The sequence below is a fragment of the Nocardioides sp. genome (genome assembly GCF_964228225.1).
Classification (GTDB): domain Bacteria; phylum Actinomycetota; class Actinomycetes; order Propionibacteriales; family Nocardioidaceae; genus Nocardioides.
Genome location: NZ_CAXQZB010000037.1, coordinates 14,002 through 33,717, shown reverse-complemented (window position 1 = coordinate 33,717; position 19,716 = coordinate 14,002). Strand labels below are relative to the sequence as shown.

17 protein-coding genes are annotated in these 19,716 nt (G+C 74.9%); 7 read left to right on the top strand and 10 right to left on the bottom strand.

All coding sequences use genetic code 11. The annotated features are described in order from the left end of the window. Positions 1-38 precede the first annotated feature (38 nt). Positions 39-1,085, bottom strand: a complete 1,047-nt coding sequence (locus ACERUJ_RS08145) for an alcohol dehydrogenase catalytic domain-containing protein (RefSeq protein WP_370248007.1) — start codon at positions 1,083-1,085, stop codon at positions 39-41. A gap of 69 nt (positions 1,086-1,154) precedes the next feature. On the opposite strand from ACERUJ_RS08145, the gene ACERUJ_RS08140 reads away from it, so the two are divergent. Further along, positions 1,155-3,056 (top strand): FAD-dependent oxidoreductase, encoded by a 1,902-nt coding sequence (locus ACERUJ_RS08140; RefSeq protein ID WP_370248006.1) that lies wholly within the window; start codon positions 1,155-1,157, stop codon positions 3,054-3,056. After that, on the top strand, positions 3,053-3,664 hold the full coding sequence (locus ACERUJ_RS08135; protein ID WP_370248005.1) for a TetR/AcrR family transcriptional regulator: 612 nt from the start codon (positions 3,053-3,055) through the stop codon (positions 3,662-3,664). Before ACERUJ_RS08140 ends, ACERUJ_RS08135 begins: the two co-directional genes overlap by 4 nt. Positions 3,665-3,759: 95 nt before the next feature. Here the strand turns inward: ACERUJ_RS08135 and ACERUJ_RS08130 are convergent, their stop codons facing one another. The 5 genes from ACERUJ_RS08130 to ACERUJ_RS08110 all read right to left on the bottom strand — a co-directional run bounded on the left by ACERUJ_RS08130 (position 3,760) and on the right by ACERUJ_RS08110 (position 10,557). Continuing rightward, a complete protein-coding gene (locus ACERUJ_RS08130; protein ID WP_370248004.1) occupies positions 3,760-4,833 on the bottom strand; it encodes an ABC transporter ATP-binding protein in 1,074 nt (357 codons plus the stop codon). Next, positions 4,826-6,331 carry an ABC transporter permease gene (locus tag ACERUJ_RS08125; protein ID WP_370248003.1) on the bottom strand — a complete coding sequence of 502 codons (1,506 nt, stop codon included), beginning with the start codon at positions 6,329-6,331 and terminating at the stop codon, positions 4,826-4,828. Before ACERUJ_RS08125 ends, ACERUJ_RS08130 begins: the two co-directional genes overlap by 8 nt. Positions 6,332-6,381: 50 nt before the next feature. After that, positions 6,382-7,410 carry an iron ABC transporter substrate-binding protein gene (locus ACERUJ_RS08120; RefSeq protein WP_370248002.1) on the bottom strand — a complete coding sequence of 343 codons (1,029 nt, stop codon included), beginning with the start codon at positions 7,408-7,410 and terminating at the stop codon, positions 6,382-6,384. Further along, a complete protein-coding gene (locus ACERUJ_RS08115) occupies positions 7,407-9,962 on the bottom strand; it encodes an AMP-binding protein (RefSeq protein ID WP_370248001.1) in 2,556 nt (851 codons plus the stop codon). The genes ACERUJ_RS08120 and ACERUJ_RS08115 overlap by 4 nt, the downstream gene beginning before the upstream one ends. A gap of 94 nt (positions 9,963-10,056) precedes the next feature. Next, entirely contained in the window at positions 10,057-10,557 is a 501-nt protein-coding gene (locus tag ACERUJ_RS08110) for a VOC family protein (protein WP_370248000.1), read from the bottom strand. A 48-nt stretch (positions 10,558-10,605) separates the two neighbouring features. Between ACERUJ_RS08110 and ACERUJ_RS08105 the strand changes: the two genes are divergently transcribed. From ACERUJ_RS08105 to ACERUJ_RS08085, 5 genes are all read left to right on the top strand, one after another. Continuing rightward, the gene (locus tag ACERUJ_RS08105) at positions 10,606-11,586 is read left to right on the top strand and encodes a calcium-binding protein (RefSeq protein ID WP_370247999.1); all 981 of its coding nucleotides are present in this window, start codon (positions 10,606-10,608) and stop codon (positions 11,584-11,586) included. Then, the gene (locus ACERUJ_RS08100) at positions 11,574-11,900 is read left to right on the top strand and encodes an antibiotic biosynthesis monooxygenase (protein ID WP_370247998.1); all 327 of its coding nucleotides are present in this window, start codon (positions 11,574-11,576) and stop codon (positions 11,898-11,900) included. Before ACERUJ_RS08105 ends, ACERUJ_RS08100 begins: the two co-directional genes overlap by 13 nt. 112 nt (positions 11,901-12,012) lie before the next feature. Continuing rightward, positions 12,013-12,537 (top strand): DUF2231 domain-containing protein, encoded by a 525-nt coding sequence (locus ACERUJ_RS08095; protein ID WP_370247997.1) that lies wholly within the window; start codon positions 12,013-12,015, stop codon positions 12,535-12,537. A 62-nt stretch (positions 12,538-12,599) separates the two neighbouring features. Then, the gene (locus tag ACERUJ_RS08090) at positions 12,600-13,304 is read left to right on the top strand and encodes a response regulator transcription factor (RefSeq protein ID WP_370247995.1); all 705 of its coding nucleotides are present in this window, start codon (positions 12,600-12,602) and stop codon (positions 13,302-13,304) included. Further along, positions 13,301-14,617: a sensor histidine kinase gene (locus tag ACERUJ_RS08085; protein WP_370247994.1), complete on the top strand. Its 1,317-nt coding sequence runs from the start codon at positions 13,301-13,303 to the stop codon at positions 14,615-14,617. The genes ACERUJ_RS08090 and ACERUJ_RS08085 overlap by 4 nt, the downstream gene beginning before the upstream one ends. Positions 14,618-14,915: 298 nt before the next feature. Here ACERUJ_RS08085 and ACERUJ_RS08080 read toward each other — a convergent pair whose 3' ends face one another. From ACERUJ_RS08080 to pstB, 4 genes are read right to left on the bottom strand one after another with little or no spacing between them, the layout of a single operon-like run. Beyond that, positions 14,916-16,565 (bottom strand): phosphate ABC transporter substrate-binding protein PstS, encoded by a 1,650-nt coding sequence (locus ACERUJ_RS08080; RefSeq protein ID WP_370247993.1) that lies wholly within the window; start codon positions 16,563-16,565, stop codon positions 14,916-14,918. After that, positions 16,562-17,794 carry a phosphate ABC transporter permease PstA gene (pstA, locus tag ACERUJ_RS08075; RefSeq protein ID WP_370247992.1) on the bottom strand — a complete coding sequence of 411 codons (1,233 nt, stop codon included), beginning with the start codon at positions 17,792-17,794 and terminating at the stop codon, positions 16,562-16,564. The genes ACERUJ_RS08080 and pstA overlap by 4 nt, the downstream gene beginning before the upstream one ends. Positions 17,795-17,805: 11 nt before the next feature. Beyond that, positions 17,806-18,882, bottom strand: coding sequence for a phosphate ABC transporter permease subunit PstC (gene pstC / locus ACERUJ_RS08070; protein WP_370247991.1), 1,077 nt, complete (start codon positions 18,880-18,882; stop codon positions 17,806-17,808). Beyond that, positions 18,879-19,715: a phosphate ABC transporter ATP-binding protein PstB gene (pstB, locus tag ACERUJ_RS08065; RefSeq protein ID WP_370247990.1), complete on the bottom strand. Its 837-nt coding sequence runs from the start codon at positions 19,713-19,715 to the stop codon at positions 18,879-18,881. The genes pstC and pstB overlap by 4 nt, the downstream gene beginning before the upstream one ends. Position 19,716: the final 1 nt, after the last annotated feature.

Sequence of the window (19,716 nt, the reverse complement as noted above, 5' to 3'; positions counted from 1 at the left end):
GGGCCCGACACCGGCCCCTGGAACGGCTCCGGCCCGGCTCAGGCGCCGGACCCCGCGACGTCGAGGCGGACCTTGAGCACCTCGGCGCTGCGGGAGGCGACGGCGGCGTAGGCGGCCGCGGCGTCGTCGAGGGCGAAGCGGTGGGTGATCAGGTCGCCGGTGTGGAGGCGACCGTGCTGCACGAGCGGCACCAGCTGCGCCCACGTGCGATGCAACGGGGCGGTGGTCATGCGCAGGGTGAGGCTGCGGAAGACCCCCATCAGGACCGGGAGCGGGTAGGGGGCGAGGTCGTGCACGCCGATGACCGACACGGTGCCGCCGGCGCGCACCGCCGCGAGTGCGTCGTCGAGGGAGGAGTCGGTGGCGACGGCGTCGATCACGGAGTCGGCGCCGCGGCCGCCGGTGAGCGCCTTCACGGCCTCGGCCAGGCCCTCCTCGCCCACGACGAGGGGCTCCGCACCGGACGCGGCGGCGCGGTCGCGCCGACCCGCGACGGGGTCGACGGCGAGCACGCGGCCGGCGCCCTGCAGGAGCGCGGCCCGCACCGCGCACTGCCCCACCGCCCCGAGACCGAGCACGACGACGGTGCCGCCGGGCGGGATGTCGGCGCGCTGGGCGCCGGCCCACCCGGTACCGAGGTTGTCGGTGAGCAGCAGGGCGGCGTCGTCGTCGATCCCCTCGGGCACGGCGAGCAGCTGGAAGTCGGCGGCGGGCACGGCGAGCAGCTCGCTCTGGCCGCCGCCGAGCAGCCCCGAGCCGAACACCTGGGCGCCCTGAAGGCACGTCACGGGGTCGCCGGTGGCGCAGCCCACGCACGCGCCGCAGCCGGCCACCGAGGCCACGAGCACCCGGTCGCCCACGCGGAAGCGACGCACGTCGGCACCGACCTCCACCACACGGCCCACCACCTCGTGCCCGACGGCCACGGGGAAGAAGGGCAGGTCGCCGTCGTAGAAGTGCAGGTCGGACCCGCAGATCGCGGCGGCCTCCACGGCCACGACCGCGCCGCCGGCGTCGGGCAGCACCGGGTCGGGGACGACGTCGACGCTCACCTGTCGGGGTCCGTGCACGATGACCGATCGCATGCCGCGCGACGCTAGCGGCCAGCCTCCCCCTCTGTACACACTTTCCCCAGAGTGTCTACTGTCCGCCTCGTGATCCCCGACGACGCCGAGCTCGCCGCCCACCTCGCCGACGTGGCGGTGCCCGCCCTGCTGGCGGTGTGCGCCCACCTCGGCACCCCCGAGCAGCGGGCGCGGGTCCTGGCCGGCGCGGTGCGGCCGGCGGGCTCGATGCTCAACGAGTACCAGGGCTTCCTCGACCCCGACGCCCTCGCGGCCGGCCGGGCGCTGGGCCTGGAGGTGATCGGCGGGTGGCGCGACCGCGGCGAGCCCGCGCCCGACTCGCTCTCCGCGGACGAGCTCGTGGCGCTCATGGGGCTGGTCGTGGGCGCGGAGGTGGGGCCGGAGTACGTGCCGCTGATGCTCTCCGAACTGGCGCTGGACCGCGACGCGGCGCCGGCACCGGACGCCCCGGTCGAGCCCGTGCCCGGGGCGGGCGACCTGCCGGTCGTCGTCATCGGCGCGGGGATGTCGGGACTGCTGGCCGCGGTGCGACTCCAGCGCGCCGGGCACCCGTTCGTGGTGCTGGAGAAGAACCCCGGCGTCGGCGGCACCTGGCACGACAACACCTATCCCGGCGCCCGGGTCGACGTCGGCAGCCACTTCTACTGCTACTCCTTCGAGCCGTCGCACCACTGGACCGAGTACTTCGCCCGCCAGCCCGAGCTGCGCACGTACTTCGAGCAGGTCGTGGCGCGCTACGACCTCGGCCCCCAGCTGCGCCTGGGCGTGGAGGTCACCGGCGCCACCTGGGACGACGACGCCGGCACCTGGATCGTGCACGTGCGCGACGGCGAGGGGGACCACGACGTCGTCGGCCGGGCGCTCATCAGCGCCGTCGGCCTCCTGCACGCCCCCCTGCTCCCGGAGGTGCCGAACGACTTCGCGGGCCCGCAGTGGCACACCGCCCGTTGGCGCCACGACGTCGACCTCACCGGGAAGCGCGTGGTCATGGTGGGGGCGGGCGCGACGGGCTTCCAGGTGGCGCCGGAGATCGCCGACGACGTCGCCCACCTGACGGTGGTCCAGCGCAGCGCGCAGTGGATGTTCCCCAACCCCGGCTACCGCGACGCCGTGCCGCCCGGTGCCCTGTGGGCGCTGCGGCACCTGCCGTTCTACGACCGCTGGTTCCGGTTCCTGATCTTCTTCCCCAGCTGCGACACCGGGCTGGCGGCCGCCCGCGTCGACCCGGACTGGCCCGGCCAGGAGCGTGCCGTGAGCGAGGTGAACGAGCTGGTGCGCCAGATGTTCACCGAGTGGATCGTGAGCCAGGTGGGTGACGACCCCGACCTCGTGGCGCAGGTCGTGCCGACCTACCCGCCCACCGGCAAGCGCACCCTGCAGGACGACGGCTCCTGGCTGCGCACCCTCACCCGCCCCGACGTCACCCTGGTGCGCGCCGGCGTCTCCCACCTCACCGCCACCGGGGTGGTGGACTCCGCCGGGGTCGAGCACCCGTGCGACGTCGTCGTCTGGGCCACGGGGTTCCGCGCCAACGAGCCGCTGCTGCCGCTGGCGATCACCGGCCGCGACGGCGTGGACCTGCGCGCCTCCTGGGGATCGCGGCCGCGCGCCCACCTCGGCATCACCGTGCCCGGCTTCCCCAACCTGTTCCTGCTCTACGGCCCGGGCACCAACCTCGCCAGCGGAGGCTCGATCATCTTCGCCAGCGAGTGCGAGATGGAGTACGTGATGGGCTGCCTGCGCCTGCTCGGGGAGGGCCGTCGCAGCCTCGAACCGACCACCGCCGCCTACGACGACTGGTACGCCCGCTGCCAGGAGGAGCTTGCGCTGACGGTGTGGGCCTCCCCGCACATCGAGCACAACTACTACCGCGGCGAGGAGGGGCGCGTGCACGTGCTCAACCCCTTCCGCCTGGTCGACTACTGGTCCTGGACGCGCCGTCCCGACCCGGCCGACCTGCTGCTGCGGTGAGCGCCCCGAGGGTCGCCGAGGACACCCGCGACCGGATCCTCGACGCCGCCGAGGTGTGCCTGCGCCGCGACGGCATCCGCCGCACGACGGTGGCGGGCGTCGCCGCCGAGGCGGGCCTGTCGCGCGCCTACCTCTACCGCTTCTTCCCCGACAAGCCCACGCTGCTCTCGGCGGCGCTGATCCGCCGCGACGCCGCGTGGTGGCACGACGTGCGGGCGCGGGTCCTGGCGGCGATGCCGCAGGGCCCGGCGGCGATGGTGGCCGAGGCCGTGCTCGCCGCCCGCGCCTCGCCGCTCGGCCCGCTCGCCCTCGACCTCGCCGAGGCCGAGCCCCGGGCCTACGCCGAGGTGATCGGCACCTACACCCACGAGGTGGTGCCGGGGCTGGCCGGCTTCTGGGTCGACGTGCTCGGGCAGGCCCGGCGCGCCGGCGTCGTCGCCGCCGACCTGGACCTGGACGCGGCGGCCGAGTGGGTGCTGCGCACCGTGGTGTCGCTGGTGAGCATCCCCGGCCGCGCCGTCGACCCCGACGACCGGGCCTCGCTCGTGCACCACCTCGACACCTTCCTCGCCCCCGCCCTCCTCCCCCGCCCCGCCGGTGGTCGCTGAGGGGACGTTGCAACTAGCGAAATGTGCACACCGCACCGCGGTACCCGCCGCGGGCGCTACACATTTCGCTAGTTGCAACGGGAAACGGCGGGGACTCAGACGGCGGGGAGGGCGCGGACGACGGCGGGCAGGCCCACGGCCACCCGGTCGCCCAGGGCGGGGGCCAGGGGGCCGAGCACCCGGGCCCGCAGCCGGATCGGGGCCGCGCCGGGGGCGACGGGGGGCGTGACGTCGACCTCGAGCAGGGCGTCGTGGCCGTGGAAGTCGCGCCCGACCACCACGCCGGTGTGGCCGGGGTCCGCAGGGGCCCCGAGCGCGACCTGCTCGGGGCGCAGCAGCACCTCGACGGCGCCGTCGGGGGCGTCACCGGACACCGTGAGGTCGCCGAGGGCGCAGCGCACCCGGTCGCCGCGCCGCTCACCGGGCAGCAGGGTGGCGTCGCCGAGGAAGGTGGCGACCCAGCGGGTGGCCGGCTCGGCGTAGGCGACCGCCGGCGGGGCCACCTGCTCGAAGCGGCCGGCGTCCATGACGGCCAGCAGGTCGGCGAAGCCCAGCGCCTCGTCCTGGTCGTGGGTGACGAGCAGGGCGGTGGCGCCGGTCTCGCGCAGGATGCGGTGGACCTCCGCGCGCAGGCTGGTGCGCAGCGAGGCGTCCAGGGCGCTGAAGGGCTCGTCAAGCAGCACGAGCGCCGGGGCCGGGGCCAGCGCGCGGGCCAGCGCCACCCGCTGCCGCTGACCGCCCGAGAGCTGGTGCGGCATCCGGTCGGCGAGGTCGCCCAGACCGGTGAGCTCGAGCAGCTCGGCCACCCGGGCACCCACGTCGTCGCGGCCCCGCGCCCGCCCGCGACCGGTGGAGGTCAGCCCGTAGGCGACGTTGCGCCGCACGTCGAGGTGGGGGAACAGCGCCCCCGCCTGCGGCACCAGACCGACTCCGCGCCGCTCGGGGGGCACGACCGAGCGCACGTCGTCCACGACGACGTCGCCCAGGCGCACCTGCCCGGCGCTGGCGCGGTGGAGCCCGGCGAGCACGCGCAGCAGCGTCGACTTGCCCGAGCCGGAGGGCCCCAGGACGGCCGCGATGGTGCCCGAGGGCACGGTGAGGTCGACGCCGCGCAGCACCGGCGCGGCGCCGTAGCCGGCCTCCAGCCCGCGCAGCTCGACGTCACTCACGGTCCCCAGCATCCCGCTCCGGCCGCGAGAGCAGGTACGCGGGTCCGGCGGCGAGCAGGATCAGGGCCACCGCGTACGGCGCGGCCTGGCCGTAGGCGCCCACCCCCGTGGCGGTCCACAGCTCGGTGGCGAGGGTGTCGACGCCGAGGGGGCGCAGCAGCAGGGTGGCGGGCAGCTCCTTCATCGCCGTGACGACGACGAGCAGCAGCCCGGCGAGCACGCCCGGGGAGGCGATGCGGGCGGTGACGCCCACCCACACCCGCACGGGTCCGCGGCCCAGGGTGCGGGCGACGTCCTCGACCTCGCGCGGCACCTGGCCCAGCGCGGCGCGCACCGCCCCCACCGCCTTGGGCAGGAACATCACCGCGTAGGCCGCCGCCAGCGCGAAGGCGGTCTGGTAGAGCGCCGGCACGAGGGTGACGGTCATGAACACCAGCGCGAGACCGACCACGATGCCGGGCAGCGCGTTGCCGAGGTAGGACGCCGACTCCACGACCGCCACCGTGCGGCCGCGGTAGCGGGCCGCCAGGGCACCGATGGGCAGGGCGAGCACGAGGGTGAGCAGCCCGCCGGCCACGCTGAGCACCAGGGTGGCGCCGGTGGCCGCGATCAGGTCGTCCCAGACCACCCCGGCCGACAACGAGGCCCCCATCTGCACCAGGAGCGCCACCGCCGGCACCCCGACGCCGGCGGCGCCGACGACCCCCAGGAACACCATCGCGGGGAGCCGGCCTCGACCCAGCTCGCGCGGCGGCGCCGGCCGCGCCCCCGCGGCGGCGGCCTGACGGCGTTGCGCCCCGCCGCGGCACGCGCGCTCGACCAGCACGACCACCAGCGCCAGCGCGGCGAGCAGCAGGGCGAGCACGGCGGCGAGGGTGCGGTCGAAGCCCACCCGGTAGGCGTTGCGGATGCCGAGGGTGAAGACCTCGTAGCGCATCAGCGCGGGCGCACCGAAGTCGCTGAGGGTGTAGAGCGCGGCGAGCAGGGCGCCCGCGCCCGCGGCCGGGGCGGCCTGCGGCATGAGCGTCGACCACGCCGCCACCACCGGAGAGCGGCCCAGGGTGCGGGCGACGTCCTCGACGTCGGTGTCGGCGCGCCGCAGCGCGGCGGCCACGGGCAGCGTGACGTAGGGGGTGGAGACCAGCGTCAGGACCAGGGTGGCGCCGAGGTAGCCGTCCAGGCCCGGCACCAGGCTGAGCCAGGCGTAGGCGCCGACGTAGGAGGGCACCGCCAGCGGCAGCGCGGCCAGCACCCGCCACCACCCCAGGCCGGGCAGCCGGGTGCGGGAGATGAGCCAGCCGGTGGGCACGCCCAGCAGCAGCGAGCCCAGCGACACCGAGACGCACAGCAGCACGGAGTTGAGGGCCAGGGTGCCGGTGCGCTCGCGCCAGATCAGCGGGCCGATCTCGCCCCAGCCCGCCTGGGTGGTGCGCAGCACCAGGTAGACGAACGGCAGCGCGACGGCGACGACGCTCACCACGGCGGCGAGCAGCAGCACCCGCGGCGGCCGGGCCGTCGCGGGTGTGCGGGAGGGGGTCAGCAGCGTGCTCAGATCAGCCCCACCTCGGTGAGCAGGTCGAGCGTGACGTCGAGGGAGGCCAGCTCGCTGAGCTGCACGCCGGCGCCGGCGCCGAGCTCCTCCAGCGACGGCACGCCCTCGGGCCCGGGCACGCCGGTGAGGGGGTACTCGCCGGTGCGCTCCACGAACTCGGTCTGGGTCTGGTCCGAGAGCAGGAAGTCGAGGAACTCCTGGCCGTGGCCCTCGGGGTCCTCGGCGTCCGCGAGCAGACCGACGCCGGCGACGTTCACCAGAGCGCCGGCGGTGCCCGGCGGCAGGAACTTCAGCTGGGTGCGCACGTTCTCCGCGCCCAGCTCGGCGCGCCGGGCGGTGACGTAGTAGTGGTTGATGAGGGCGACGTCGACCTCGCCCGCCTCGAGCGCGTCGAGCGCGGCGAGGTTGTTGTCGAACAGCTGCACGTCGTTGTCCTGCAGGTCCTCCAGGTAGGTGCGGGCGACGTCCTCGCCCTCGGTGAGGCGCAGCGCGGTGACGAAGGACTGGAAGGAGGCGTTGGTGGGGGCGATGCCCACGCGGCCGGCCCACTGCGGCTCGGCGAACTCCAGCACGTCGTCGGGCAGGTCGGCCAGCGCCACGGCGTCGGGGTCGTAGGCCACCACGCGGGAGCGGCCGGTGATCCCGACCCAGGTGCCCTCCTCGCTCGCGAACTGCGCCGGCACCCGGCCCAGCGTCTCGGCGGGCAGCTCGGCGAGCAGGCCCTCGGCGGTGAGCGCCCCCAGCGCCCCGGCGTCCTGGGAGAAGAAGACGTCGGCCGAGCTGGCGTCGCCCTCCTCCAGCAGCTGCGCGGCGAGCTCGGCGGTGTCGCCGTAGCGCACCTCGACGTCGAGCCCGCTCTCCTGCTCGAACCGCTCGATCACCGGGCCCACCAGGGTCTCGTTGCGGCCCGAGTACACGACCAGGTCGGGGTCGGTGAACAGCCCGCAGCCGGTGAGCAGGGGGGCCGCCACGAGCGCGGCGGCCAGCAGCGGCAGCCGGCGGTGTCGGGGGAAGGGGTGCGTCATCGCAGCGCCTCTCGGGTCGGTCGTTCGGGGACGGGACGGGTGGTGCGGAGGTCGGGAGTGGTGCGGCGGGTCGGGCCCCAGCGCCGCTCGGCGGCGGTGATCAGCAGTCCCACCGTGAGCGAGGCGAGCAGGCCGCCCAGCGGCCACCGGGTCTCGAACCAGGGGTAGATCTGCCAGTGGGTGAGGTAGGTCCACAGCGAGGCCGCGGCCAGGGCGGCGGTGGCGGGCACGAGCGCGCGCGGCCAGCGCAGGGTGGGGCACCACACCAGCAGCAGCACACCGAGGGTGATGACGCTGAGTCGGGGCAGGACCACGAAGTCGGCCGCGGCGAGCAGCACCAGCACGGTGAGGACGACGCGCTGACGACGGGTGCGCACCACCACGGCCGCCCAGCCGGCGGCGAACAGCCACGCCGTCCAGGGCAGGGAGTGGATGTGGTCGCGCCAGGGCAGCAGGTACTCGGTCCAGCGGGCCAACGCCGCCACGGCCAGCACCGTGAGCGCCACCCGCGCAGGATCGCGGCGCTCGGCGCGGGCGACGGCCGGGATCGCGAGCAGGCCCACGCTGAGCACGGTGGCCTGCAGGAGCACCTCGAGGAACCAGTAGTGCCACTGCTCGTCCCAGGAGGAGTCGACCAGCGACTCCACGAGCAGCACCGCGGCCCAGGAGTAGGAGCCGGTGACCACCGTGACCACGCCGATCCACAGGACCGCGGGCACCAGGATCCGGGCCAGCGCGCGGGCGGCGCGGCGGGGACGCTCCGCGGCGGGGACGGGCAGCAGGAACCGCGCGAACCCGGCGCCCGCGACTGCCAGCAGCACGTGGGCGCCGCCCTTGAGCGTGAACAGGTCGGTGTGGGAGCCGACGACGAGCACGATCGCGAGCGCGCGCAGCACCACCGCGGTCTCCAGGCGCGCCCAGCGGCCGGGGGCGTCGGCCGGGCCCCGCGGGGTCGTCGGGGTCGTCGGGGCGGCGGTGCGGTGCACGAGCTCGCGCCAGGTGAGACGGGGCCAGTCCAGCGGCAGGGCGCCGAGCAGCCGCTCCAGGCGCACGCTGGCCTCCACGAAGGACAGGGAGTCACCGCCCAGACCGGCGAACGCCGACTCCGGGGTCACGGTCTCCAGCGGCAGCTCGAGGACCTCCGCGACGGCGCGGCGCACGGCGGTGAGCACGTCGTCGGGGGCGTGGGGGTCGTCGGAGTCCCCCGGGCCGATCGGGGCGGCGGGGGCCGCCGACAGCAGCGCGGCGATGGCGGGCTGGTCGGGCTTGCCGTTGGGCCGGCGGGGCGGCTGGTCGGCGCCGCGTGCCTCCACCCGGTGGGCGGGCAGGTCGGCCAGCTCGGCGACCACGCGGCGCACCTCCACCGGCTCGGCGCCCGGGCCGTGCAGCACGCCGACGCCGGCGTCGTCGGGCAGGGCGACGGCGTGGGCCCAGGCGAGGTCGGGCAGCTCCTCGCGCAGCCGGTGCTCGAGGTGGTCGAGGTCCAGGCGCACCCCGAACACCTTGGCGCGGCGGGCCCGGCGTCCGACCACGCGCACCAGGCCGTCGGGGTCGATCGTGGCGAGGTCGCCCGTGGCGAGCGCGGCCACCTCGGGGCCGCGGGCGAGGTCGGCGGCGGTCGTGGCGTAGCCCATCATCACGTGCGGGCCCTCGACGACGAGCTCGCCGACCCCCGGGGCGCCGCCGTCCTCGGCGGGGACCTCCGCCAAGTGCACCCGACCGCCGGGCACGGCGTAGCCCACGGCGTCGGGGTGCACCGCGGCGAGCTCGGGCGGGAGCACGGCGATCCGGGCGGTGGCCTCGGTCTGGCCGGACATCACCACCAGGTCCCAGCCGTCGCGGCGGGCGGTGCGTGCCAGGGCGAGCACCCGCTCCGGGGCGAGCCGGCCGCCGGCCTGGGTGACGCGGCGCAGCGGCAGGTCGGGCCACCCGACGCGGTCGAGCAGGTCGAGGGTGTGGGGCACCGCCGGGAAGGAGGTGACCCCCGCGGCGCGGGCGTGGGACCACAGCCCGGCGTCGAGCACCGACCCCGGGTGCAGCACCACGGCCGCGCCGACGAGCAGGTGGCTGTGCAGGACCGAGAGCCCGTAGCAGTAGTCCAGCGGGAGGGTGAGCAGCACGCGGTCGGTCTCGTCGAGGCCGAGGGCGGCGGCGATCGCCGCGGCGTTGGACTCCAGGTTGGTGCGGGAGAGCCGCACCAGGCGGGGCGACCCGGTGGAGCCGGAGGTGCCCAGGAGCAGCCGCAGGTCGGGGTGCGGCGCGGGCGCGTCGGCGTCGTCGAGGAAGCGCGCGGTGAGGGCGTCGTCGTGGGTGAGCAGCACGGGCTGCGCCGACTGCAGGTGGGCGAGGTACTCGGTCACGAACGCCCGGGTGGGCGCCGGCGCGAGTGCGCGCGCCCGGCGTGGCTCGGCGGCCAGGACCTGCGCGCGCCGGTGCACCGCGGCCGCGAGATCGGCGTAGGAGAGCGGTCCGTCGTCGTCGATCAGGGCCGCGCGGTCGCCCCAGCGCGCGAGGTCCACCAGGGACGGCTCGCGGGTCTGCGGGGCGCTCATCACCCTCACAGGGTAAGGCAAGCCTATGCACACTGAGGTGTGGCTTACCTGACGGACACCCTCCCGGCGTGGACGCGCGTGCGCCGCAGGCGCCTCAGAGCACCTTCAGGCCGTACATCTCCCCGAGCGGATCGGCGATCAGCTCGATGCGGGCGCCGTCGGGGTCGGTGAAGTAGACCGAGACGCCGCTGTGCACGACGTGCTCGACCCCGGCCTGCTCCAGGCGCGCCACGATCTCCTGCCAGCGCTCGGGGTCCACGGAGATCGCGCAGTGGTGCAGCCCGCCGCGCACCTCGGCGTAGGGCCCGACGTCCAGGCCCGGGAAGTCGAAGAAGGCCAGCAGGTTGCCGTGGCCGATGTCGAAGAAGAAGTGCGTCGAGCCGGGGTAGTCGCGGTTGTCCACCAGCTCGGTGAGGGGGAAGCCGAGCAGCTCCTGGTAGAAGCGGATCGTGGCCTCCACGTCGCTGCTGATGAGCGCGGTGTGGTGCAGGCCGCGGGCGGTGGAGGCGGGGCGCTCGCCGGGCGGACGCAGGTACTGGTCGCGGAGCCGGTCGCGCGTGGCCTCGATGGCCACCAGGTCGGGGGTCTCGCTCATGCCCTCGACCCTAGGCGCCACCCGGGTGCCGGCGCCTACCCTGAGCGGGTGATCCCCCTGCGCGTCGTGTCCCTCGGTCTCGCCGTCCTCGGCGCGGCGACCGGCCCCGGTGCGGTGGCGCCGACGGTGGCGGCGGGCGAGGACCCGCCCCGACGCTGGGCCGAGCTGACGGTCACCGACTCCGGGTTCACCCTGCGCGCCGGCCTGCAGGACTCCCGCCTCACCCTCTCCCTCACCGACGCCGGCCAGCTGCGCGTCACCGACCCCGGCACGCTGCAGTGGCGGGTGCTCGACCCCGCCTGCACCGCGCTCGCCGAACCCGGTCAGGTCGGCATCGCCGCCGAGTGCCCCCTCCCGTCGCCCGCCGGCCCCGGAGGGCTGCGCGTGCTCATCGCCCCCCGCCTCGGCGACGACGTCGTCGACACCACCGCGCTGCCCGCCCGCATCGGCGTCACGGTGCTGGCCGACGCCGGCGACGACGTGCTGCTGCTCGGCCCCGGGCCCGACGTCGTGAACGGGGCGCTGGGCGACGACGTCGTGCGCACCGGCGCCGGACCCGACCTGGGGCGCACCGGTCCGGGCGCCGACGACATCGACGGCGGCCCCGGCCGCGACCGGCTGCTCGGCCTCGAGGACGACGACGTCGTCGTCGGCGGGCCGGGTCGCGACGAGGTGGACGGCGGACCGGGCGACGACGTCCTCGACACCCTCGACGGCGGCGTCGACATCGCCCGCGGCGGCCCGGCACCGACACCGTGCACAGCGACCCCACCGACCGGGTCCGCACCGCCGAGGCTGTGGACCACACCCCCGCCCCGCCCGCTGTGGACGGCTGAGGGTCGGTCGCCGCGCGACAGTTTGCTCGGCTGGCCGAGCAAACTGTCCGACACGCCGTCGCCCGGGGCCCGAAACCGACAGTTTGCTCGGCTGACCGAGCAAACCGTCGCTCGGCCCCACCGGGGGGCTGGGGAGGTTCGGGCGACAGCGAGCAGCCGGAGGGGTCCTAGGCTGATCCCATGCCGGTCGTGAAGATCAACGCCATCGCCGTGCCGCCGCAGGCGGGTCCCGAGCTCGAGCGCCGGTTCGCGGCGCGGGCCGGCGCGGTGGAGGGCACGCCGGGCTTCCTCGGCTTCCAGCTGCTGCGCCCGGTGGCGGGCGAGGACCGCTACTTCGTGGTGACCCACTGGCAGGACGACGCCAGCTTCGAGGCCTGGCGCGACGGCGACGCCCGCGCGGCCCACGCCGCCGAGCCGGGCCAGGCCCCCCAGCAGCCGGTCTCGAGCGGGGCGAGCCTGCTGGAGTTCGAGGTCGTGCTCGACGTGCCCGGCGGCACCCCCGCCTGATCCGCCCGCGGCCCGACACGCCGCGGTCGGCGACAGTCAGGTTCCTGGCAGGTCGCAGGGGACAGACTCACCCTCGTGACCCGGGAGGTGCCCGGGCGCAGGAGGAGGAGTCGTGTTCGACCTCATCAACGGACTGCCGGTGCACCCGCTGGTGGTGCACGCCGTCGCCGTCCTGCTGCCGATGGCCGTGATCGGCGCGATCGCCCTCGTCGTCCGTCCGCAGTGGCGGGTGACGTTCGGTCCGCTGCTGATCGCGATCACCGCGGTGGGCACCGTACTGATCCCCGTGGCCACGTCCAGCGGCGAGAAGCTGGAGGAGCGCGTCGGCGACCCCGCCTACGGCCACGCGGAGAAGGGCGAGCAGCTGATCTGGTTCGCGCTGCCGCTGCTGATCTTCACCGTCGCGCTGGTGCTGCTCGAGCGCCGCAAGGCCGCCGCCGCCGACGCCGAGTCCCCCGCCACCGCCTCGGCGCTGCCCACGTGGCTGCCGATCGCGGTCGCAGCCGCCGTCGTCGTGTTCGCCGCCGCCACGGCCGTGCAGGTCTACCGCGTGGGCGATTCCGGCGCGAAGTCGGTCTGGAAGGGCGAGGTGTCCAGCTCCAGCGGCGCCCAGCCCGCCGACGGCGACGACGACTGACCGCCGTCGCCACACCCGCACCTCGCACCGGGGGCGAGGACGTCCTGGGCCACACTGGTCCGGTGACGTCCTCGCCCCCGGTCGCGTGCACGGTCGGCGTCTGCGAGGACGACCCGGCCATCCGGCAGCTGCTGCGCCGCGGGCTCGAACGGGCCGGCCACCGGGTGGTCGTGGCCCACGACGGCGGTGAGGCGCTGCGGCTGCTCGGCCCGGCCACCCTCGACGCGATCGTGCTCGACATCGGCCTGCCCGACGCCGACGGACGCGACGTCGCCCAGGCCCTGCGCGCCGCCGGGCAGACCGCCCCGGTGCTCTTCCTCACCGCCCTGGGCGGGTTGGAGGACAAGCTCCAGGCCTTCGCCGCGGGCGCGGAGGACTACCTCGTCAAGCCGTTCGCGCTCGCCGAGCTGCTGGCCCGCCTGGAGGTGCTCGCCCGACGTGCCCGCCCCGCACCGCCGGCCGGGGCCGCCGACGCCGACACGGGCGGGGTCGCGCTCGACCCCGCCGCCCACGCGGTGACCGGCCCCGACGGCACCGCGGTGCTCAGCCCCACCGAGTACCGGATGCTGGCCGCGATCCTGAGCCGGCCGGGCGAGGTCGTGCGCCGCCGCGTCGTCGTGGCCGCCGCCTGGCCCGAGGGCGCGATCGTGGCCGAGAACACCGTCGACAGCTACCTGCGCCGGATCCGCGGCAAGCTCGCCGAGGCCGACGCCTCGGCGCGCATCGCCACCGTGCGGGGCGTCGGCTTCCGCCTGGAGCGCGGATGAGCCCGCGCGCCACCGCCGCGCAGCCGACCCTGCGACGACGCCTCATCGGCGTCGCGGCCCTCATGAGCGGTCTGGCGGCGCTGCTGTTCGTCGTGGTCGGTCACCTCCTGCTCGACGCCGCCACCGGCACGACGCTGGACCGCGTGCTGCGCGAGCGCGCCGACGCCGTGGCCGCCGGCGTGCGCACCGACGACGCCGGCCGGCTGCAGGTGCCCGAGGTGCTGCTCACCCCGGGCGTGGTGGTCTACGACGCCACCGGCCGTGCGGTGGCCGGCAGCCCGCCGCCGGCCGAGCAGCGGCTGTTCGCCGAGCTCGCCACGTCGACGGAGCCGGTGGACCGCAGCCGCGACGACCGCTACCAGGCACGTGCACTGCCGTTCACGACCCCCGACGGCGCCGCCGGCGTCGTGGTGGTGAGCGAGCCGCGCGACCCCTACGAGTCCGGGGAGTCGACGGCCCTGCTCATCTCCCTCACCGCCGGCGCCCTGCTCGTCGCGGTCTCCGTCGGCGTCGCCGCCTGGACGGGGCGCCGCGCGCTGGCCCCGGTCGCGGCGATGGCGGCCACCGCGCAGGAGTGGAGCAGCACCGACCTCGAGCGTCGCTTCGGCCTCGGCCCGCCCACCGACGAGATCCGCGCCCTCGGCGCCACCCTGGACGGGCTGCTGGGCCGGGTGGCCGGCGCGATCCGGGCCGAGCAGCGCCTCACCGCCGAGCTCGCGCATGAGCTGCGCACGCCGCTCACCGTGCTGCACGGGACCCTCGACCTGCTCGCGCTGCGCGCGGACCTCGACGAGGAGACCCGCGAGGACGTCGCCGAGATGCTGGCGGCCACCCGCACGATGGCGGCCACGATGACCAGCCTGCTCGACCTGGCCCGCTCCGGGGGCGGGTCCACCGAGGGCCTGTGCGCGGCCCCCGCGATGGTGGCCGAGGCGGTGCGCTTCAGCGACGACGCCGACCGCGTCGCGCTCGGCCCGGTCCCCGACGTGCTGCTCCGCGTGCCCGGCGCGCTCGCCGTGCGCGCGCTCGCCCCGGTGCTGGCGAACGCGCTGCGCCACGGGGATGCGGTGGAGCTCACCGGCACCCTCGAGGGCGACCTGCTGCGCCTGCGCATCACCGACGACGGCCCGGGGGTCACCGCCGCCCCCGAGGACCTGTTCATCCCCGGCCACAGCGGCGCCGGGTCCACCGGCCTCGGGCTCCCGCTGGCCCGGCGGGTGGCGCGCTCGGTGGGCGGCGACGTCGTCGCGGCCGCGAGCCCGCCCACCGGCGGCGCCGCGTTCGACGTCCTGCTCCCCCTCGCCTCCGACTGATCCCCCCGCCGGCGCCTCGCCCGAGGCCGACGGCCGTCTCACCGCGTCTCGTGACGGCGCTGGAGCGCCTCCTCGACGAACGAGGGGGAAAGGCCCACCACGTCACGGCGTTGGAGCGCCTCCTCGACGAACGAGCCACTGACGGTCGTCGAGGAGCGAGCGCCAGCGAGCGTCACGAGGCGCCAGCACCCGCCAGAGCGTCGTCACCCACGACCGACCTCCACCCCACCGCACCTCGTGACGGCGCCGGGGCGTCTCCTCGACGACCGTGGGGGTCCACGGTCGCCGAGGAGCTGCGTCAGGGGCGTTGCATCCGCCGCCACAGCAGCGGTGGCGCGACGACGACGAGCAGCAGCATCAGCGCCGTGAGCCACCCCAGGGCGGGGCCGTCACCGGTGCGGGTGCCGTCCACGGTCTGCGGGGCGCCGGGCACACCGGTGAGGCCGGCGGCCGTGGTGGTGGTGCCGTCGCCGGACACGACCTGGCCGGTGACGGGGTCCACCACGGGGGCGCCGTCGCCGCCGGGCGCGCCGTCGACGCCGGGCACGTCGGTGCCGCCGTTGCCGGTGGTGCCGGTGCCGGTGCCGTCACCACCCCCGGTGGTGCCGGTGCCACCGTCGCCGCCGGTGTCGCCGCCGGTGCCGCCACCGTTGTTGCCGGTGTCGTCCCCGCCGGTGTCGCCGGCCGGGTCGCCCTCACCGGGCGCGCACGTCGCGCCCTTCTTCGAGCACGGGTCGGGGGCGGGGGCGGAGGTGAGGATGTCCAGCGCCGGGTTGTCGCACTTGCTGATGGCCGGCGGGGCGACGAAGCCCGGGATCCGCTTGACCTGCTTGAAGCCCGCCTCCACCAGGTTCTTCGGCAGCGGGGAGTAGCCGAGGATGTCGGCCTTCTGCTGGCCCGTGCAGAGGAAGTAGTTGATGAACGTCGAGAGCGTGCGGCCCTTGTCGGCGTTGAACGGCGCGTCGGTCGAGGTCGGCACGACCATGTAGCTGTAGCTCGACATCGGGTAGGCCCGCGGGTCGGGGTTGGTGTAGACCGACTCCAGGTTCTGGGTGAGGTCGGGGTTGATCTTGGCCTTGGTGAGCGCCACCGCCACGTTGCCGGCGGTGGGCTGGGCGTAGTACCCGGCCTTGTTCAGCAGACCCGCGACGGGGAAGTCGATGCGCTTGGCGTAGGCGTACTCGACGTACCCGATCGAACCGGTGCCGTAGTCGGCCGCGACGTAGTTGGCCACACCGTTGGAGCCCACCTGGGCCTTGGAGGAGCCGAACGCGGGGTAGAACGACACGCTCGGGCAGTCGTTGCCGCCCAGGCGCAGCTTCTCGCGGATGAAGGGGCAGTAGATGTCGGGGGCCTGGCTGCGCATGTAGAGGCTGAACTGCGCCGAGGCGCCGGCGCCGTCGGAGCGCACGACCGGGATGATCGGGATGTCGGGCAGCTTCTTGCCGTAGTCCTCGGTGATCCGGTCGTCGCTCCACCGGGTGATCTCCCCGGTGAAGATGCCGGCGAGCGTGGCGGCCGAGAGCCGCAGGTCGCGCACGCGCTGGCCACCGAGGGTGAGGTTGTACATGAACGAGGTCCCACCGGCCACGATCGGCAGGTAGGCGAAGTCGCGCGAGGGGATCTCGGCCTGCTGGCCGGGCTCGGGCGGGTTCTGGAACGGGATCTCGGTGTTGGCGAAGTCGACGGTGCCCTGGATGTACTGCGAGCGACCGTCGGTCGAGCCGGTGCCGGCGAAGTTCACGACCACGCCGGAGGCGCGCACGTCGGCACGCCACGCGTCGACCGCCACCTGGCTCCAGGTGGAGCCGGCGCCGGAGATCGGCACGTAGTCGGCGGCCTGGGCGGCCGGAGCCGGACCGAGCAGGGTCAGGCCGGTGCTGGAGAGCAGCATCGCGCCGGCCATGAGCAGGGAGCGCAGGCGGGGCGCCCGCCGGGTCGGATTCATCGGGGGTCCTCCTGGGACGTCGAGGTGGCGAGGGCGGCCATCTGGGCGTTGATCTTCTTGCGCTGGCGTCGGCTCATCTCGCCCGGAGCGCGGCCGCCGATGATGCGGGCGAGGGCGAAGAAGATGACGACCAGGCTGAGCAGCACGATGCCGGCGCCGAACGCACGCTCGATGGCGACGTCGAAGGGCTGGCGCAGGCCGTTGAACACGTACAGCGGCAGCGAGAGCTGCGGTCCGCTGAAGGCGTTGTAGTTGAGCTCGTTGGTGAAGCCGGCCACGAGGAGCACCGGCGAGGTCTCGCCGATCACGCGGGCCACACCGAGCAGCACGGCGGTCACCAGGCCCGGGCGCGCGGTCGGGATGACGACCTTGCGCACCGTCTGCCACTGGGTGGTGCCCAGCGCCAGCGAGGCCTCGCGCAGCCCGTTGGGCACCAGCTTCAGCACCACCTCGGCGGTGGTGGTGACGACCGGGATCATGCTCACCGACAGCGCGAGCGCGGCCGCGAAGCCGGAGCCGTCGCGCCCGAGCTGGATGAGCACGAGGGCGTAGATGAACAGACCCGCGACGATCGTGGGCACCGCCGTCATGGCTTCCACCACGATCCGCACCAGCCGCGCCAGCTTGCCGCGCACCTCGCTGAGGTAGACGGCGGTGGCGATGCCGAGCGGCACGGAGACGACCACCGAGATCGCGACCTGCTCGAAGGTGCCGATCATGGCGGCGTAGATGCCGCCCTTGTCCAGCGGGGCGTCGGGGCCGTAGAGCGCCATGGTCTCGGTGAAGAAGTTCAGGTTGGCCAGGGCGCCCTTGCCGCGCAGGAAGGTGAACAGCACGATCCCGCCGAGCGCGGCGACCATCACCAGACCGGCGGTGCTGACGACGGCGCCGATGAGGCGGTCGACCACGCCCTCGCGGTCCAGGGTGGTGGCGCTGATGACCCCGAAGAAGCCGAGGAACAGGGCGTAGGCGAGCAGCCAGAACCCGATCGCGCCCGAGGTGGGCAGCAGGTTCTCGTACAGCAGCCAGGCCACCGAGACCGAGCCGATCAGCGACAGCACGGCGTGCTGCCCGAGCTCGGCGTCGATCCCACCGAAGCGCTTGGCGGGCGGCGCCTTCTGCACCGGGGGACCCGCGGCCACCCGGTGTCGGGGCGCGTCGGGGTCGACCTTGGTGAGGACGGGGGCGGAGCCCACGGGCGGGCTGGACTGGCCGGGGAGGCCGGACACGGTCGTCATCGTCAGATCTCCGTCGCGGCGCCGGAGCGCGATCGGCTCACCACGATGCCCGCGAGGGTGTTGATGGTGAGGGTGAAGAAGAAAAGCACGAGGCCGGCGCCGAGCAGGCCCGCGAGCGCGATGCCGCTGGACTCGGAGTACCGGATCGCGATGTGGGCGGCGATCGTGTTGGTGCCGCTCTCCAGCGGGTTGGTGGTGAAGTCGAAGACCGGGCTGATGATCGCGAACACCACGATGGTCTCGCCGAGCGCGCGGCCCAGGCCGAGCATCGTGCCGCCGATGATGCCGGCGCGACCGAACGGCAGCACCACCGCGCGGATCATGCCCCAGCGGGTCGCGCCGAGCGCGATGGCGCCCTCGCGCTCGCCCACCGGCGCCTGGGAGAACACCTCGCGCATGACCGAGGTCATCGTCGGGATGATCACGACGCCCACCGCCACACCGGCGATGAACGCCGAGGAGGTGTAGGACGACGGCGAGTCCGGCACGGCGACGGCGAGGAAGCCCAGCGGGCCGTCCAGCGTCGTCGAGAGCCACTGCGCCACGCCGAGCAGCTGCTCCTGGAGGAAGAATAGCGCCCAGATGGCGTAGATGACCGCGGGTACGGCCGCCATCAGGTCGGTGAGGGTGATCAGGGCCTTCTTCAGCGACCGGGGAGCGAACTCGCTGATGAACAGGGCCGCCCCCAGCGCGATCGGGAACCCGACCACCAGGGCGATCAGGCCGACCACGAAGGTGCCCCACAGCAGCGAGGCGATGCCGAAGTTGCCCGCCTCGGGCAGCCACTCGTTCTCGAGCAGGAAGCCGAATCCCTGCTGCCGGAACGCCGGCATGGCACCGAGGGTGAGGAACACGCCGATCAGCAGCATGATCACCAGCGTCGAGACCGCCGCCCCGCGGGCGGTGAGCACGAAGGCCCGGTCCTGGGTGGTGGGGCGCTGCGCGATCGTGCGCCCCTCCGGCGCCCGCGGCTCGGGGGCCTTCTCGACCACGATCGTGGGCGCGTTGCTGCCGGTGCGGCCCGAGGAGGCCCCGAGCCCGTCGAGCCCGGCCAGCTCGTCCTGCGACGGGCCGCTCATCCGAAGCGACCGTTCACGTAGTCCTCGGTGCGCGCGTCGCGCGGGCGCTCGAAGATGTCCTCGGTGCGGCCCTGCTCCACGATGTGGCCGGGCTGCCCCTGGGCTGCGAGGAAGAAGGCGCAGTGGTCGCTCACGCGGCGGGCCTGCTGCATGTTGTGGGTCACGATCACGACCGTGACCTCGCCCGCGATCGCCCGGATGGTCTCCTCCACCCGGCGGGTCGAGGTGGGGTCCAGGGCCGAGCAGGGCTCGTCCATGAGCAGCACGTCGGGACGCACCGCGAGGGCGCGGGCGATGCACAGGCGCTGCTGCTGACCACCCGAGAGCGACGACCCCGGCGCCTCGAGGCGGTTCTTGACCTCCTCCCACAGGCCCGCGCTGCGCAGGCTGTGCTCGACGAGCGCGTCGGTCTCGGCCTTGGTGATCTTGCGGCCGGTGAGCTTCATCCCGGCCACGACGTTGTCGTAGAGCGACATCGTGGGGAACGGGTTGGCCTTCTGGAACACCATGCCGATGCGGCGGCGCGACTCGATCGGACGGCGGGCGGGGTCGTAGATGTCCTCGCCGTCGAGCAGGATCCGCCCCGAGAGCGAGGAGCCCGGCACGAGCTCGTGCATGCGGTTCAGCGTGCGCAGGAAGGTGGACTTGCCGCAGCCGGAGGGACCGATGAGGGCGGTCACCTCGCCGGCGGCCATCGTCAGGTCGACGTCGGCCAGCACGTGGTGGGTGCCGAACCAGGCGTTGACGGACTCGGCCACGAGGGCCGCGGGCTTGAAGGCGGAGACCGGCACAGCGGGCAGCTGCTCGGTCACGGAGGTGTCGAACGTGGTCATG